This window comes from Streptomyces sp. NPDC042638, assembly GCF_040647235.1.
Classification (GTDB): domain Bacteria; phylum Actinomycetota; class Actinomycetes; order Streptomycetales; family Streptomycetaceae; genus Streptomyces; species Streptomyces rameus.
Genome location: NZ_JBEZBT010000074.1, coordinates 1 through 14,093, shown reverse-complemented (window position 1 = coordinate 14,093; position 14,093 = coordinate 1). Strand labels below are relative to the sequence as shown.

Genomic DNA, 14,093 nt, shown 5'->3' with positions numbered 1-14,093 from the left:
GGCCGAGGGCCCTGCCCGCGGTACGGACGGGGCCCTCGGCGTCGCTCACTCAGTCCTCGTAGGCGTCCAGGGGCGGGCAGGAGCACACCAGGTTGCGGTCGCCGAAGGCCTGGTCGATGCGGCGCACCGGCGGCCAGTACTTGTCGGCGGCCGTGGCACCGGCCGGGAAGACGGCCACCTCGCGGCTGTAGGCGTGCGTCCACTCACCGCCGAGCGCGGCGGCGGTGTGCGGGGCGTTCCGCAGCGGGTTGTCCTCGGCGGGCCACTGCCCGGAGCCGACCTTCTCGATCTCCGCGCGGATGGCGATCAGCGCGTCGCAGAACCGGTCCAGCTCGGTGATGTCCTCGGACTCGGTCGGCTCGATCATCAGCGTGCCGGCCACCGGGAAGGACATGGTCGGCGCGTGGAAGCCGTAGTCGATCAGCCGCTTGGCGACGTCGTCCACGCTGACGCCGGTCGCCTTGGTCAGCGGGCGCAGGTCGATGATGCACTCGTGCGCGACCAGGCTGCCCGGACCGGTGTAGAGCACCGGGTAGTGCGGCTCCAGGCGCTTGGCGATGTAGTTCGCCGACAGCACGGCCACCTGGGTGGCTCGCTTCAGGCCCTCGCCGCCCATCAGGCGGACGTACGCCCACGAGATCGGCAGGATGCCCGCGCTGCCCCAGGGGGCGGCCGAGATCGGGCCCACGCCCGTCTCCGGGCCGGCCTCCGGCTGGAGCGGGTGGTTGGGCAGGTACGGCGCCAGGTGCGAGCGGACCGCGACCGGGCCGACACCCGGACCGCCGCCGCCGTGCGGGATGCAGAAGGTCTTGTGCAGGTTCAGGTGGGAGACGTCACCGCCGAAGTGACCCGGCTTGGCGAGACCGACGAGCGCGTTGAGGTTGGCGCCGTCCACGTACACCTGGCCGCCGGCCTCGTGGACCTGGGCGCAGATGTCCGCGACGTGCTCCTCGAACACACCGTGCGTCGACGGGTAGGTGATCATCAGCACCGCCAGCTCGTCGCGGTACTGCTCGATCTTGGCGCGCAGGTCCTCGACGTCGATCTCACCGTCCCCGGCGGTCTTGACGACGACGACCTTCATGCCGGCCATCACGGCGCTGGCGGCGTTCGTGCCGTGCGCGGAGGACGGGATCAGGCAGACGGTGCGCTGCGCGTCGCCGTTGGCGCGGTGGTAGCCGCGGACGGCCAGCAGACCGGCGAGCTCGCCCTGCGAACCGGCGTTCGGCTGGAGGGAGACCTTGTCGTAGCCGGTGACCTCGGCGAGACGTTCCTCCAGCTCGTGGATGAGCGTGAGGTAGCCCTGCGCCTGCTCGGCCGGGGCGAAGGGGTGCAGCTGCCCGAATTCCGGCCAGGTGACCGGTTCCATCTCCGTGGTCGCGTTGAGCTTCATCGTGCAGGAGCCCAGCGGGATCATGCCGCGGTCGAGCGCGTAGTCGCGGTCGGCCAGCTTGCGCAGGTAGCGCAGCATCGCGGTCTCGGAGCGGTGCTGGTGGAAGACCGGGTGGTTGAGGTACGCGTCGGTGCGCAGCAGCGCCTCGGGCAGGGTGTCCTCGGCGGTCGCGTCCAGCGCCTCGATGTCGGCCTCGACACCGAAGGCGGACCAGACGGCGGCCACCTGGGCCCGCTTGGTCGTCTCGTCGCAGGCGAGGGAGACGTGGTCGGCGTCGACCAGGCGCAGGTTGACCCCGTTGTCCCGGGCGGCGGCGACGACCTCGGCGGCCCTGCCGGGCACGCGCGCGGTGAGCGTGTCGAAGTAGGCGCCGTGGACGATCTCGACACCGCCGGCCTCCAGGCCGGCGGCCAGGATGGTCGCGTAGCGGTGGGTGCGCCGGGCGATCGTCCGAAGGCCCTCGGGCCCGTGGTAGACGGCGTACATGCCGGCCATCACGGCGAGCAGCACCTGCGCGGTGCAGATGTTGCTGGTCGCCTTCTCCCGGCGGATGTGCTGCTCGCGGGTCTGCAGCGCGAGCCGGTAGGCCCGGTGGCCGTCGGCGTCGACGGAGACACCGACCAGACGGCCCGGCAGGCTGCGCGCGAACTTCTCGTGGACGGCCATGTAGCCGGCGTGCGGCCCGCCGAAGCCCATCGGCACACCGAAGCGCTGGGTGGTGCCGACGGCGATGTCCGCGCCCAGCTCGCCCGGCGAGGTCAGCAGGGTCAGCGCGAGCAGGTCCGCGGCCACGGTCACCAGGGCGCCCAGCTCGTGCGCCTGGTCGATGACGGGCTTGATGTCGCGTACGGCACCCGACGCGCCGGGGTACTGGATCAGTACGCCGTTGATCTCGCGCTCGGCGATCTCCGCCGGGATGCCCTCGCTGAGGTCGGCGACGACGACCTCGACGCCGGTCGGCTCGGCACGCGTCTCGATCACCGCGATGGTCTGCGGCAGGGCGTCCGCGTCGATCAGGAACAGGCCCTTCTTGTTCCTGCCCATGCGGCGGGACAGCGCCATGGCCTCAGCGGCCGCGGTGCCCTCGTCCAGCAGCGAGGCGCCGGAGGTCGGCAGACCGGTCAGCTCGGCGACCGTCGTCTGGAAGTTCAGCAGGGCCTCCAGCCGGCCCTGGGAGATCTCCGGCTGGTACGGCGTGTAGGCCGTGTACCAGGCCGGGTTCTCCATGACGTTGCGCAGGATGACGGGCGGCGTGAAGGTGCCGTAGTACCCCAGGCCGATCATGGAGTCCAGGACCTGGTTGCGGTCGGCGAGCGAGCGCAGCTCGGCCAGCACCTCAGCCTCGGTGCGGGCACCCGGCAGGTCCAGGGCGTCGGCGTTCTTGATCACATCCGGGACCGCGGCGGCGGTCAGCTCGTCCAGCGAGCCGTACCCGACGTGCGCGAGCATCTTGGCCCGCGCCTCCTGGTCGGGCCCGATGTGGCGCTGCTCGAACGGGATGCCGGCTTCGAGCTCGGAGAGCGGAATGCGATGGGCGGTCATTGCGGAGGCCTCCTGGTCTGACGCGACCTGCGAGGGGCACCCCGGCGCGGGCACCCCGACGGCCTCCCCCTCTGTCATCTCGACCTGAGAGCTTCACCGGGCGCCAGAGCACGCCGGCTTTCACCGTCGGTGAGAGCGGATGCCATCGGCAACCCGCTCTGCTTTCCAGAGTGACCTCGTCCGTGCGGTACGTGAGCCTGAGAGATTCCGGGGAGGAGTTGCTCCTTCGGCGCCTCCGAGGTGGTCGGAGGACTCTCCCGCACGGGTTCAACAGCCGCTGTCAGCGTACCAGCGAGGTCAACACCGGAGCCTTCGAGTGGCCGCCTCCCTGAATGTGCTCTTTTGTAGTGCTTACGGATGAGTTGCGACCAAGTGGAGGGAGAGGGGCCGTGCAGACCGACATCGATCCGCGCAACCTGATCGGCCGCAAGGCGTTCGACCGGAACGGGACCAAGATCGGCACCATCGACGAGGTGTACCTCGACGACGCGACCGGCGTGCCCGAATGGGCGGCCGTACGCACCGGCCTGTTCTCCCGGGACGCCTTCGTCCCCCTGGAGCCCAGCGAACTCGTCGCGGGCACCCTGCACGTACCTTTCGACCGCGCCCTGATCAAGGACGCGCCCGACTTCGGCGTGGGCCGCCATCTCTCCCCCGAACAGGAACTCCAGCTCTACCACCACTACGGCCTGGACGTGGCCTCACCCCCGACGGTCCCGGACCACGACTTCGGCAAGCTGGCGGGCTCGGAGGAGGCCTGATCGCGGACCTCTTCCGGGAGCCGGGACGCAGGCCCGTCCCGGCCACCGCCCGGCGGACCGGGCGCCGCGGGCGGCTGGGAAGCGTCCGCGACCAGCGGCAACGGCTCGGCGGGCTCCAGCGCGGGCTCGTCGACCGAAAACGTCCGCACCCGGCCCGGAGGGGACTGCGGGGTCTCGAACCGCACGGTGACCCGCCCCAGCCCGCTCCCCTGCACCCACCCGTGTCCGTACTCGGCGTGCCGCACGTCCTGCCCGGCACGCCAGTGCCGTTCCACCGGCTGCGGCCGCTCCACGACGACCTCGGCCGCGCCCGTCCCCTGCTCCTCCCCCGACGGCACCGGCACCGGCACCGCCTGCGCGAACAGGTCCTCCTGCGTGTAGTCGGCGAGGCCGGACACCCCGACCCCCAGCAGCCGCACCCCGCCCGTGGTGTCCACCGAGTCCAGCAGCCGCGCCGCCGCCTCCCGGATGACCACCGGATCGTCGGTGGGCCCTCTGAGCGTCTCGGAGCGGGTCAGGGTGGAGAAGTCGTACCGCCGCACCTTGAGCACGATCGTCCGCCCGGACAGACCGGCCCCGCGCAACCGCCCGACGCACCGGTCGGCCAGCCGCTGCACCTCGAGTCCGACCCGCAGCCGGTCGTGGATGTCCACGTCGTACGTGTCCTCCACCGACACCGACTTGGCCTCCCGCTCGGCCACCACCGGCCGCTCGTCCCGGGCCAGGGCCATGGCGTACAGGGCGTGCCCGTGCGCCCTGCCCAGCAGCCGTACGAGCTCGTCCTCACCGGCCTCGGCCAGTTCCCCCACCGTGCTGATCCCGGCCCGGCGCAGATGGTCACCGGTGGCCGGCCCGACCCCCGGCAGCGTGCGCACCGGCATCGGACCCAGCAGCGCCCGCTCGGTCCCCGGCTCGATCAGCACCAGTCCGTCCGGTTTGGCCTGCTCGGAAGCGATCTTCGCGAGCATCTTGGAGGCGGCGAGTCCCACCGAACCGGTGAGCCCGGTGACCGCCCGGATGCCGGCGCGCAGCTCTTCCCCGGCCCGCCGTGCCGAATCCTCGTCCCAGGCCACTCCCCCGGCGTCCAGATCCACGAACGCCTCGTCCAGGCTCAGCGGCTCCACCAGCGGCGACAGCTCCCGCAGCAGCGCCATCACCTGCTCGCTGACCGCCCGGTACAGCGTGAAGCGCGGCACCAGGTACGCGGCGTTGGGCGCCAGCCGGCGCGCCTGCGCCATGGGCATCGCCGAGTGGACCCCGAACACCCGTGCCTCGTACGACGCGGTGGCCACCACACCGCGCGGTCCGAGCCCGCCCACGACGACCGCCTTCCCGCGCAGGCTCGGCTTGGAGGCCTGCTCCACCGAGGCGAAGAAGGCATCCATGTCGAGATGCAGGATCGTGGGCGCGTTTCTCACATCTCCGATGCTGCACCACGGCACTGACAACGCGGTGGTGCCGGAGCGCCCCTGCGCGGTCCGGCGGTCAGACCGCCCGGTTGCGGCGCCTCGCCAGCTCGTCCGCGGGGTTCTGCCCGACGAGGGTCTCGCCGGTGTCGATGCGCTCGCCGTGCAGCTGGGAGAGGGCGCTTTCCACGTCCCGCCACACCACGCCGACGGCGATGCCGAAGATGCCCTGACCGCCCTGCAGCAGCGCGTGGACCTCGTCCGGCGAGGTGCACTCGTACACGGTGGCACCGTCGCTCATCAGGGTCATCCGCTCCAGGTCGCGGAAACCGCGTTCTCTGAGGTGCTGGACAGCCGTGCGGATGTTCTGCAGCGACACCCCGGTGTCCAGAAACCGCTTCACGATCTTGAGGACGACGACGTCCCGGAAGCTGTACAGACGCTGGGTGCCCGATCCGTGGGCGGGCCGCACGCTGGGCTCGACGAGACCGGTGCGCGCCCAGTAGTCGAGCTGCCGGTAGGTGATGCCGGCAGCGGCGCAGGCCGTGGGCCCGCGGTAGCCGATCTCCTCCTCGGACGTCATGGACGCCACCCCTCCGCCGTTCGGCACCGCCGTCGACAGCTGCGGAGCGTGCTGCACCGCGCTGCCGGGACGGGCATGTCCCGCGCCCGAGCGCAGCCGCGAGTTCGGGGGCGGGTACGGACCGCTCTCCCCGAAACCACGTCCGGGGGCACCCCCAGCCGTACCGTCGCCGCTCGTTCTCACGCCGACCTCCGTCCTTGACCTGCCTTCTCGACGGTAGGCAGTCACCAGGGGTGCGTCAACGATCGCCACACTCGGCACGCCGAGTGATAATCACCCTAGGAGTGGTTTCCCGTGTCCCACCGCGGGGAAAGGCTAGCCGAATGCGCTCCTGGGAGGCCGTAGGACGCTCTCACTGGCCGGAGGCAATTGCCCGGGCGCCCGTCGCGCGGAGCCGCTGACCGCGCCGGAGGAAACCCCTGATCCGGCGGGCCGGCCCGCGTCTCACTGGCTGCTGGTGCCGAAGTCCTCGGGCGAGATCTGGTCGAGGAACTCGCGGAACTTCTCCACCTCGTCCTCCTGCTCGTCCGGAATGGCGATGCCCGCGTCGTCCAGCACCGTGTCACTGCCGTAGATCGGCGTACCGGTGCGCAGGGCGAGCGCTATGGCATCGGAGGGGCGGGCGCTGACCTCCACCCCACTGGCGAACACCAGCTCCGCGTAGAAGACGCCTTCCCGCAGATCGGTGATACGCACTTCGGTCAGCTCCTGGCCGACGGCCTCCAGCACGTCCTTGAACAGGTCGTGGGTCAGCGGTCGCGCGGGGGCCATGCCCTGCTGGGCGAAGGCGATCGCCGTCGCCTCCCCCGGCCCGATCCAGATGGGGAGGTAACGGTCGCCCCCCACTTCGCGCAGGAGCACGATCGGTTGGTTGGAGGGCATTTCGACCCGGACACCTACGACATCGAGCTCGTTCACACAGCAACCCTAGGCCGTGCCCGGGACGTTTGGGTAGTCGGGCCGGGAACAGCTGCCCGATCCGGCCTCCCGGGCACCCGCCGGATCAGGGGAACCGCACCCCGAGAGCCGACTTCACCAGGGCCGCGTGCAGCTTCATCGTGAGAGCCGCCAGTTCCCTCGTACGGGCCTCGGCATGCGCCCTGGTCTGGGGGTTGCGGTGGCGCTTGAGCGGGGCCACCACCTGGTCGACCAGGCCCGCCTCACGATCGGCGGCGGCCTTCATCACCCGGAGGTGACGCGGCTCGATCCCGAACCGGCCCAGTTCCGCGACGAGCGAGGCCACGGTGATGGCCTCGGCGTCGTACACCCCGTCCTCCAGCGGAGCGATGAGCCCATAGGACTCCCACTCCTTCAGCTCGGCCTCGTCCAGATCCGCCGCGGCCAGCAGCTCGGCCTTGCCGACCCTGGCCACCGTGGGCCCCTCCACGGGAGCCGGCGCGTCCTCCGCGGTGCGCTGGCGCCCCACCAGGGGAAGCGGGACGGCCTCGCCCCGCCCCATGGCGTCCAAATGCTCCCGGATCACCTTGAGCGGCAGATAGTGGTCCCGCTGCATCCGCAGGACGTGACCGAGGCGCTCGACGTCCTCGGCGCTGAACTTGCGGTACCCCGACGGGGTGCGCCGCGGCTCGACGAGCCCCTCCGACTCCAGGAAGCGGATCTTGGAGATGGTGACTTCGGGGAACTCGTCGCGCAGCACGTTCAGCACCGTGCCGATACTCATCAGCCCACTGTCCCTGGCGGCGGTACCGCTTCCGGCACCGCCGCTCGGTGATTGAACCATGGACCTTCCCTGGGGTCCCCCCGGGCGCCGGCCCGGGGGCGGCTCAGACAGCCTGCCGGCTCGCGTAGAACACCAGCCGGTACTTGCCGATCTGCACCTCGTCGCCGTTCGCCAGAGCGACCTGGTCGATGCGCTCGCGGTTGACGTACGTGCCGTTCAGGCTGCCCACGTCGGCCACCGTGAAGGAGCCGTCCGCGGAGCGCCGGAACTCCACATGCCGCCGGGAGACCGTCACGTCGTCCAGGAAGATGTCGCTCTGCGGGTGACGGCCGGCCGTCGTCAGGTCGCTGTCCAGCAGGAAGCGGCTGCCCGAGTTCGGGCCCCTGCGCACCACCAGCAGGGCCGAGCCCAGCGGCAGCGCGTCCACCGCGGCCTGCGCCTCCGGAGAGAGCATCGGCAGCGGCGTCTGACCGGTCATCTCGGAGTCGTAGGCCTCGAGGCCCGAGATCGAGATCGTGGAGGTCGTCTCGGAGGCCCGCTCGGGCGCCACCCCGGGACGCAGCGGCGCCCCACAGTTGGAACAGAATCGGGCGTTCTCCGCATTGCGGTTACCGCACCTCGTACACACCAGGACCGACATCGACGGATCCTCCTGCCGCGGCTGCCCCGCCGGGGCGTTGGACGCGTACGGGCCGGAAGAAAACTCTCCACCCGTACCTGAGGTTGACGGTTGCCCGAAACCTATGCCGCCGGACTGGGCAGGGTCAACAGACGCCGCGCCCTGACCTCCGGAAATGTCACCGCCCGGACCAGCGACCTGGTCCCGGAACAGCGGGCGCTGGCCCTCCGCGTCAGGCTGTGCGCGATGACGAGCGGTCGCGTTGCCGCTCCCCTCTCGCGCGCTCTTGCCGAACAACTTCGCAAACAACTTCACGGGCGATTCCCCTTGACCGAAACAGACCCGCCCGTGGGGCAGGACGAACCCTGATTGCCTACACCGGCCGAGCCGGACATTCTCACAACGTCCGTATCCACCAAACAGTTTCCACCACGCACCACCCCTTCGGTGCGCCGACCCCCCGCAACCTCATGCCCCTGCCGGACGGCCCCCATGCACCACCGGTTCACTGGGAGGACGACCGAGAGTAGTCAGGCCGCTTCGCCGGCCGCAAGGCGTCCACGACGATCTTGTCCGATCGCTCGACCGTCACCGTGGCCTGCTCCTTCTCCAGGGTCTGCACCACTCCTCCAGGAATGTTCAGCGCCGGCTCGAGGTCCTGCGGCTTGCCGATGACCTGGAAACGATACGGTGCGCTGATCTTGTTCCCGTCGACGCTCACGCTGTCGCCGGAGCCGGTGAAGTAACTGCCCGCGACCACCCGGATCCCGTTGACCTGGATCGCCTCGGCGCCGGCCGCGCGCAACTCCTGGATCGCGTCGAGCAGCATGTCCGCCTGGACCGTCCCCTTCGTGTCCTCGATCGTCATGGTGATGCCGGGACCCTGCGCCGCCACGGTGCCCGCCAGAATGCCGAGTTGCCTCTCCTTCTCGGCGGTCTGTTTACGCGCCTCCGCGGCCTGGTCGGAGCTGCTCTGCAGTTCCTGGCGCTGCTTTTCGAGTCCCTGCTTCTCGTCCTCAAGACGCTGAGTACGCGAATCCAGTTCATCGAGGATGCGCACAAGATCTTCCTGGCGTGCGCCGCGCAGCGCGCTGTCGGTGTCACTGTTGGACGCCACCTGCACGGCCAGGCCGAAACCGAGGCCGAACAGCAGCACCGCCACGATGAGTTGGGCCCGGGTGAAACGCGGCGGCCACAGGCCCTTGACGAGCCGCTGTCGGCCCGTGACCGGCTGCTGCGGCCGGTCCTGGACGGTCCCCGCTGCCTCCGGCGGGGGCACGGGCACCTCGGCCGGCAGTTCCCTGCGCAGCCGGTTGTCGGGCTGGTCGTTCCGGTCGTCCCGGTCGTTGTGTTCGCTCATGGGTGTCACGCCCGGAAGACGTGCCGCCGGATCGCCGCGGCGTTGGAGAAGATACGGATACCCAGGACCACGACGACACCCGTGGACAGCTGCGCGCCCACCCCCAACTTGTCCCCGAGGAACACGATGAGGGCGGCGACGACCACGTTCGACAGGAACGACACCACGAAGACCTTGTCGTCGAAGATGCCGTCCAGCATGGCCCGCAGACCGCCGAAGACGGCGTCCAGCGCCGCGACGACGGCGATCGGGAGATAAGGCTCGACGACCGCCGGAACCTCGGGCCGGACCAACAGGCCGGCCACGACTCCCACGACGAGGCCCAGTACGGCGATCACGATGTGCCCTTCTCGGTTTTCTCGGACTTCGGCTGTGCTGTACGTACGATCACACTGGGGGCGGCGGGCAACCGGAGCTCGCCCTGCGTGGAGATGGTGGCGCGGATGCCGTACTGCTCCTCCAGGGCATGCAGGTACAGGCCGTCGGCACTGTTCTGGAACCTCGTGCTCAACCTGTCCCCGTCCCCCACCGCCAGCACCGTGTACGGCGGCACCAGTGGCCTGTTGTCGACCAGTATCGCGTCTCCCGCGGCCCTGATCGCGGACAGGGCGGTGAGCCGCTGCCCGTTGACGGAGATCGCCTCGGCTCCGGAGGCCCACAGTCCGTTGACCACGCGCTGCATGTCGCGGTCGCGTACCCGGCCGGTGTCGGAGAAGTCCGACGTCTCCCGGGGGTTGGCGCCGCCACCGCCGGTGCCGGCCTCCTTGGCGTCGTTCACGACGAGTTCGACACCGGGACCGTGCACCACGGTGGCACCCGACAGCAGGCCCGCCAGGTCCGCGTCGGCGCTTCCGCCGCTCGACCTCAGGGCCGCCCGCTGGCGCGCGCTGACGTCGTCGCGCAGCTCGTCCACGGTGCTCTCGAGCTTGTCGGCGGCCGCGGTCTCACTGTCGATGCGGTCGATCAGCTCCTGGTGCTCCTTGGCCACCACGGGCGCCGTCACCCGGGCCTGTGCCGCCCCCACGGTCACGACGAGCGCCGCGAGGACGAGGCCGGCGGCCAGGCCCAGCTTGGCCCGGAGCGTCTTGGGCAGACCGCCCTCGCCCCGGGACTCCTTCCGGGCGGCGGCCTCGGCGTACCCGTCGTCGAGGCTGTGGTCCATGACGTTGGTGATCAACGACATGGAGGCGTCCGGGCGCTGCGGCCGCGTGGGGCTGCTCCGAACGGGGGGTTGCTGCGGCATGCCGCACATCGTCGCATGTCGCGAGCAGTACCTCCGAACGGCCCCACCGGCGTGCCCGGACGGGCCCCCTGGAGACACTTGTCCGGCACGCACGCGTGCAGCCGTTCCCGCCGCCCCGAGGCAGCGGTTTCCGCCCGGGGGCGCCGGTCGGCGCCCCCGGGCGGGTCTTGCGGCGACTACCGGCCGGCGCTGTCCACGACGGCCGCCCACTCGTCCAGCAGAGCCTGCGCGGAGGCGTCGTCGGGGCCCTCCGCCCACAGATGGGTGACGGCCTCGGCCGGGTCGGGCAGCACCATCACCCAGCGCCCGTCGGTCTCCACGACCCGCACACCGTCGGTCGTGTCGACGAAGCGGTCTCCCGCGGCCTCGACCACCCGCCGCATCACGAGACCCTTGACGGCCCACGGAGTGGCCAGGTCCCGCTTGAGGACGTGCGCCCGCGGAATCCGGGCGTCGATCTGGCTCAGCGTCAGCTGCGTACGTGCCACCAGCCCGATCAGCCGGACGAACGCCGCGGTGCCGTCGTAGACGCTGCTGAACTCGGGGACGATGAATCCGCCCTTGCCGTCGCCGCCGAAGATGGTGCCTTCCTCACCGCCCACGCGCGTGAGGTCGTCGGGCGAGGTGGTGGTCCACTCCACCTGCGTGCCGTGATAGGCGGCCACCTGCTCGGCGATCCGCGTGGTGGTGACGGGCAGCGCCACCCGCCCGCTGCGTCGCTCGGCGGCCACCAGGTCCAGCATCACCAGCAGCGCCCGGTCGTCCTCGATGATCCGGCCCTTCTCGTCCACGAGCGACAGCCGCTCGCCGACGGGGTCGAAACGGACACCGAAGGCCGCACCGGAGGACGCCACGATCTCCCCGAGCCGCACCAGCCCGTTGCGGCGCACCTCGGCCGTCTCCGTGGGCCGGGACTCGTCCAGACCGGGATTGATGGTCAGCGAGTCCACACCGAGCTTGCCGAGCAGGCTGGGCAGCACGAGCCCGGCACTGCCGTTCGAAGCGTCCACCACGACCTTGAGGCCGGACTCCGCTATGCCGGTGGTGTCGACGTTCCGCAGCAGCGACCCGGTGTACGAGTCGAAGACACTCGCGGGGAAGTACAGGTCACCGATCTCACCGGGGAACGCCCGCCGGTACTCCTGCCGGGCGAAGACCCGGTCCAGTTTTCGCTGGCTGCCCTGCGAGAGGTCCGCGCCGTTGCCGTCGAAGAACATGATGTCGACCGAGTCCGGCACGCCGGGCGAGGTGCGGATCATGATGCCGCCGGCACTCCCTCGCGCGGTCTGCTGCCGGGCCACGGGCAGCGGCACGTTCTCCAGGTCGCGTACGTCGATGGCGCTGGCCTGGAGCGCGGAGATCACCGCACGCTTGAGCGCCCGCGCGCCTCGGGAGTGGTCACGGGCGGTGGTGACGGTCGAGCCCTTCTTCAGGGTCGTCGCGTACGCGCCGGCGAGGCGCACCGCCAGCTCGGGCGTGATCTCCACGTTCAGGATGCCGGTCACACCGCGGGCGCCGAACAGATGGGCCTGCCCCCGGGACTCCCAGATGACCGAGGTGTTGACGAAGGCGCCGGCCTCGATCGTCTTGAACGGGTAGACCCGGACATTGCCCTGGACGATCGATTCCTCACCGATCAGGCACTCGTCGCCGATGACCGCGCCGTCCTCGATCCGGGCGGCACGCATGATGTCGGTGTTCTTGCCGACGACGCAGCCGCGCAGATTGCTGTGCTGTCCGACGTACACGTTGTCGTGCACGACGGCCCTGTGCAGGAAGGCACCGCTCTTGACGACGACGTTCGAGCCCACCACGGTGTGCTCGCGGATCTCCGCGCCGGCCTCGACCTTCGCGTAGTCGCCGATGTACAGCGGCCCGCGCAGTTCGGCGTCGGGGTGCACCTCGGCCCCTTCGGCGACCCACACTCCGGGGGAGATCTCGAAGCCGTCGATGTCGACGTCGACCTTGCCTTCGAGGACGTCCGCCTGGGCCTTCACATAGCTCTCGTGCGTGCCGACGTCCTCCCAGTAGCCCTCGGCGACATAGCCGTAGATCGGCTTGCCCTCCTTCATCAGCTGCGGGAAGACATCGCCGGACCAGTCGACGGGCACATCGGCTTCGACGTAGTCGAAGACCTCGGGCTCCATGACGTAGATGCCCGTGTTGACCGTGTCGGAGAAGACCTGCCCCCAGGTCGGCTTCTCCAGGAAGCGTTCGACCTTGCCTTCCTCGTCGACGATGGTGATGCCGAACTCCAGCGGATTGGGCACGCGCGTCAGGCAGACCGTGACCAGCGCGCCCTTCTCCTTGTGGAAATTGATCAGCTCGGTGAGGTCGAAGTCGGTCAGGGCATCGCCGGAGATGACGAGGAAGGCATCGTCCTTCAACGCCTCTTCGGCGTTCTTGACGCTTCCGGCGGTACCGAGTGGCTTCTCCTCATTGGCATAGGTGAGCTCCATGCCGAGCTCTTCGCCGTCACCGAAGTAGTTCTTGACGAGCGATGCCAGGAACTGCACGGTGACGACGGTCTCTGTGAGCCCGTGCCTTTTGAGCAGCCTCAGCACATGCTCCATGATCGGGCGGTTGACCACGGGCAGGAGCGGCTTGGGCATGCTAGAGGTCATGGGGCGCAGGCGCGTGCCTTCGCCTCCGGCCATCACGACGGCCTTCATGTCGGAAGCGTCCTCCTCCAAGAGACGACGGTCTAGCCGACTTCACCCGTTCAGATTGTCCCGCACTTTTCGACCGCGGGCCATCGAGGCGTCATGTCCGGACAATCACCGAGCTCAATCGACCGTGGCATCCGCTCGAACCAATCGGCGGACTTGTACCACGTAAAGCACTCCTGCCCACCAATAGAGGGTTGTACCCCACCCGGCGAACGCCCATCCGAAAATGGCAGCGAGTGACGCGATCCAGCTACTTCCGTCACTGAGGAGCAGCAGCGGGAAGGCGTACATCAAGTTGAACGTCGCCGCCTTCCCGAGGAAGTTCACCTGCGGCGGCGGATACCCGTGGCGGCGGAGGATGCCCACCATCACCAGCAGAACCAGTTCTCGGACGAGCAGGAGCCCGGTCAGCCAGAGCGGCAGGATCTCCCGCCAGGTGAGCCCGAGCAGTGTGGAAAGCACGTAGAGGCGGTCGGCGGCGGGGTCGAGAAGCCGGCCGAGGCTGCTGATCTGATTCCAGCGCCGGGCGAGCTTGCCGTCGAGATAGTCACTGACCCCGCTGAACGCCAGCACCAGGAGGGCCCATCCGTCGCTGTTGGGGCCTCCGAACTCAGGCCTGAGGATCAGCCAGAGGAAGACGGGTACGCCAACGAGCCGCGCCATGCTGAGGATGTTGGGGATGGTGAGGACCCGGTCTGTCTGGACGCGGGTCTCCTGGACCTCCACCCGGGGGCCTCCTGTGCGAAACGAAACAACGATGCCCCCTGACCCTACCTCAACGCTCCTTGACCATGTTGTCGAGGACGTAGTTCCAGCGCGCCGTGACCAGCTTCTTG

General features: G+C 69.9%; 12 protein-coding genes and 1 riboswitch. Of the genes, 1 reads left to right on the top strand and 11 read right to left on the bottom strand.

The genetic code is table 11. The features are described 5' to 3' along the window. Positions 1-49: 49 nt before the first annotated feature. Complete coding sequence (gcvP, locus tag AB0B40_RS34750; protein WP_345049964.1) at positions 50-2,935, bottom strand: aminomethyl-transferring glycine dehydrogenase; 2,886 nt, start codon at positions 2,933-2,935, stop codon at positions 50-52. Positions 2,936-3,110: 175 nt separating this feature from the next. After that, a riboswitch (glycine riboswitch) is annotated at positions 3,111-3,205 on the bottom strand. 119 nt (positions 3,206-3,324) lie between these two features. Between gcvP and AB0B40_RS34745 the strand changes: the two genes are divergently transcribed. Beyond that, positions 3,325-3,696, top strand: a complete 372-nt coding sequence (locus AB0B40_RS34745) for a PRC-barrel domain-containing protein (protein ID WP_345049962.1) — start codon at positions 3,325-3,327, stop codon at positions 3,694-3,696. Here AB0B40_RS34745 and AB0B40_RS34740 read toward each other — a convergent pair. The 10 genes from AB0B40_RS34740 to AB0B40_RS34695 form a co-directional block, all read right to left on the bottom strand. Beyond that, a complete protein-coding gene (locus tag AB0B40_RS34740) occupies positions 3,618-5,114 on the bottom strand; it encodes a DNA polymerase IV (RefSeq protein WP_345049960.1) in 1,497 nt (498 codons plus the stop codon). The genes AB0B40_RS34745 and AB0B40_RS34740 overlap by 79 nt on opposite strands. Positions 5,115-5,181: 67 nt before the next feature. After that, positions 5,182-5,868 (bottom strand): MerR family transcriptional regulator, encoded by a 687-nt coding sequence (locus tag AB0B40_RS34735; RefSeq protein WP_345049958.1) that lies wholly within the window; start codon positions 5,866-5,868, stop codon positions 5,182-5,184. 261 nt (positions 5,869-6,129) lie between these two features. Next, the gene (locus AB0B40_RS34730; protein ID WP_026253112.1) at positions 6,130-6,603 is read right to left on the bottom strand and encodes a bifunctional nuclease family protein; all 474 of its coding nucleotides are present in this window, start codon (positions 6,601-6,603) and stop codon (positions 6,130-6,132) included. 85 nt (positions 6,604-6,688) lie between these two features. Continuing rightward, complete coding sequence (locus AB0B40_RS34725) at positions 6,689-7,426, bottom strand: MerR family transcriptional regulator (protein WP_345049954.1); 738 nt, start codon at positions 7,424-7,426, stop codon at positions 6,689-6,691. 43 nt (positions 7,427-7,469) lie between these two features. Further along, positions 7,470-8,300, bottom strand: a complete 831-nt coding sequence (locus tag AB0B40_RS34720; protein ID WP_345049953.1) for an FHA domain-containing protein — start codon at positions 8,298-8,300, stop codon at positions 7,470-7,472. Positions 8,301-8,490: 190 nt separating this feature from the next. After that, positions 8,491-9,345, bottom strand: a complete 855-nt coding sequence (locus AB0B40_RS34715) for a DUF881 domain-containing protein (protein WP_345049950.1) — start codon at positions 9,343-9,345, stop codon at positions 8,491-8,493. A 5-nt stretch (positions 9,346-9,350) separates the two neighbouring features. Then, on the bottom strand, positions 9,351-9,683 hold the full coding sequence (locus AB0B40_RS34710) for a small basic family protein (RefSeq protein WP_003988855.1): 333 nt from the start codon (positions 9,681-9,683) through the stop codon (positions 9,351-9,353). Beyond that, positions 9,680-10,588, bottom strand: a complete 909-nt coding sequence (locus AB0B40_RS34705) for a DUF881 domain-containing protein (RefSeq protein ID WP_345049948.1) — start codon at positions 10,586-10,588, stop codon at positions 9,680-9,682. The genes AB0B40_RS34710 and AB0B40_RS34705 overlap by 4 nt, the downstream gene beginning before the upstream one ends. A gap of 176 nt (positions 10,589-10,764) precedes the next feature. Continuing rightward, complete coding sequence (locus AB0B40_RS34700) at positions 10,765-13,260, bottom strand: mannose-1-phosphate guanyltransferase (protein WP_345050102.1); 2,496 nt, start codon at positions 13,258-13,260, stop codon at positions 10,765-10,767. Between the two features lie 114 nt (positions 13,261-13,374). Next, positions 13,375-13,983, bottom strand: coding sequence for a CDP-alcohol phosphatidyltransferase family protein (locus AB0B40_RS34695; protein ID WP_345049946.1), 609 nt, complete (start codon positions 13,981-13,983; stop codon positions 13,375-13,377). Between the last annotated feature and the right edge of the window lie 110 nt (positions 13,984-14,093).

What these genes read in the sequence shown, in the direction of transcription:
- AB0B40_RS34700 (WP_345050102.1), bottom strand. Translation starts at nt 13,260, where the DNA reads ATGAAGGCCGTCGTGATGGCCGGAGGCGAAGGCACGCGCCTGCGCCCC.
- AB0B40_RS34715 (WP_345049950.1), bottom strand. Translation starts at nt 9,345, where the DNA reads ATGAGCGAACACAACGACCGGGACGACCGGAACGACCAGCCCGACAAC.
- gcvP (WP_345049964.1), bottom strand. Translation starts at nt 2,935, where the DNA reads ATGACCGCCCATCGCATTCCGCTCTCCGAGCTCGAAGCCGGCATCCCG.
- AB0B40_RS34725 (WP_345049954.1), bottom strand. Translation starts at nt 7,426, where the DNA reads ATGGTTCAATCACCGAGCGGCGGTGCCGGAAGCGGTACCGCCGCCAGG.
- AB0B40_RS34705 (WP_345049948.1), bottom strand. Translation starts at nt 10,588, where the DNA reads ATGCCGCAGCAACCCCCCGTTCGGAGCAGCCCCACGCGGCCGCAGCGC.